Below are 1,726 nucleotides of genomic sequence, written 5' to 3' on the forward strand. Positions count from 1 at the left end.
CTGACCTTCGGTCAGCTACCCAACGGCGGCTGGGGCTTTGCTCACACCGCAGCAGAAGCCAAAGAAATGGGCTTTTGGGCTTTCCACGTCGATACCCTCGGCTGGTCGGTCGCGCTGGGTCTGATCTTCGTTCTTCTTTTCCGCATGGCGGCAAAGAAGGCGACTTCGGGTCAGCCAGGTGCTTTGCAGAACTTCGTTGAAGTATTGGTCGAATTCGTCGATGGCAGCGTGAAAGACAGCTTCCATGGCCGTAGCCCGGTGATTGCACCGCTGGCACTGACCATCTTCGTCTGGGTGTTCCTGATGAACGCCGTCGACCTGGTACCGGTCGACTGGATTCCTCAGTTGGCCATCCTGATCACCGGCGACCACCACATCTCGTTCCGTGCCGTGTCGACGACCGACCCGAACGCGACGCTGGGCATGGCGTTCTCGGTGTTCGCACTGATCATTTTCTACAGCATCAAGATCAAGGGCTTCGGCGGCTTCATCGGCGAACTCACCTTGCACCCGTTCGGTAGCAAGAACATCTTCGTTCAGGCGCTGCTGATTCCGGTGAACTTCCTGCTGGAGTTCGTGACCCTTATCGCCAAACCGATCTCTCTGGCTCTGCGTCTGTTCGGCAACATGTATGCCGGTGAGCTGGTGTTCATTCTGATCGCTGTGATGTTCGGCAGCGGCCTGCTCTGGCTGAGCGGCCTGGGCGTTGTTCTGCAGTGGGCGTGGGCGGTGTTCCACATCCTGATCATCACCCTGCAGGCGTTCATCTTCATGATGCTGACCATCGTCTACCTGTCGATGGCGCACGAAGAAAACCATTAAGGCCAGTCTCGACTAGTCTGATGTCCTTCCCGGTAATACGGGAAGGGGCTCTTCACAGGGCACCTGAAACGATTTGTTTTACCGCTTTAATCTAAAAAACCTAAACCATACGACGTAAAAGTCGGGAGGAAAGATGGAAACTGTAGTTGGTCTAACCGCTATCGCTGTTGCACTGTTGATCGGCCTGGGCGCACTGGGTACCGCAATTGGTTTCGGCCTGCTGGGCGGCAAGTTCCTGGAAGGCGCAGCGCGTCAGCCAGAAATGGTTCCAATGCTGCAAGTTAAAATGTTCATCGTTGCCGGTCTGCTCGACGCCGTAACCATGATCGGTGTTGGTATCGCTCTGTTCTTCACCTTTGCGAACCCGTTCGTTGGTCAGATCGCTGGCTAATTACCCGGATTCTTCCGAGTAATTTGATGTGATGGACAACGTAACTGCGAGGTGTTGGCGTGAACATTAATGCGACCCTGATTGGCCAGTCCGTTGCGTTCCTGATTTTTGTACTGTTCTGCATGAAGTTTGTATGGCCTCCGGTCATTACGGCACTGCACGAACGTCAAAAGAAGATCGCTGATGGCCTGGACGCTGCCAGCCGAGCAGCTCGCGACCTGGAGTTGGCCCAAGAAAAAGCGGGTCAGCAACTGCGCGAAGCGAAAGCTCAGGCAGCTGAAATCATCGAGCAAGCCAAGAAACGCGGTAACCAGATTGTCGAAGAGGCCGTTGAAAAGGCCCGTGTCGACGCTGACCGTGTGAAGGTTCAGGCTCAAGCCGAGATCGAACAGGAACTGAACAGTGTCAAAGACAAACTGCGCGCCCAAGTGGGCATGCTGGCTGTCGGCGGCGCCGAGAAGATCCTGGGTGCCACAATCGATCAAAACGCGCACGCAGAGCTGGTTAACCAAC

At 55.4% G+C, this 1,726-nt stretch carries 3 protein-coding genes; all 3 read left to right on the forward strand.

All coding sequences use genetic code 11. From position 1 onward, the window contains the following. Window positions 1–822: F0F1 ATP synthase subunit A (gene atpB / locus ACIOWA_RS27925; protein WP_401162925.1), on the forward strand; the 822-nt coding region annotated here is incomplete at its 5' end. Between the two features lie 133 nt (window positions 823–955). Beyond that, window positions 956–1,213, forward strand: coding sequence for a F0F1 ATP synthase subunit C (gene atpE, locus ACIOWA_RS27930; protein WP_003097235.1), 258 nt, complete (start codon window positions 956–958; stop codon window positions 1,211–1,213). 59 nt (window positions 1,214–1,272) lie between these two features. Beyond that, window positions 1,273–1,726: F0F1 ATP synthase subunit B (locus ACIOWA_RS27935; RefSeq protein ID WP_401162926.1), on the forward strand; the 454-nt coding region annotated here is incomplete at its 3' end.

Origin of the sequence: Pseudomonas sp. NPDC087614 (assembly GCF_044743485.1) — a bacterium.
Lineage (GTDB): Bacteria > Pseudomonadota > Gammaproteobacteria > Pseudomonadales > Pseudomonadaceae > Aquipseudomonas > Aquipseudomonas baetica_A.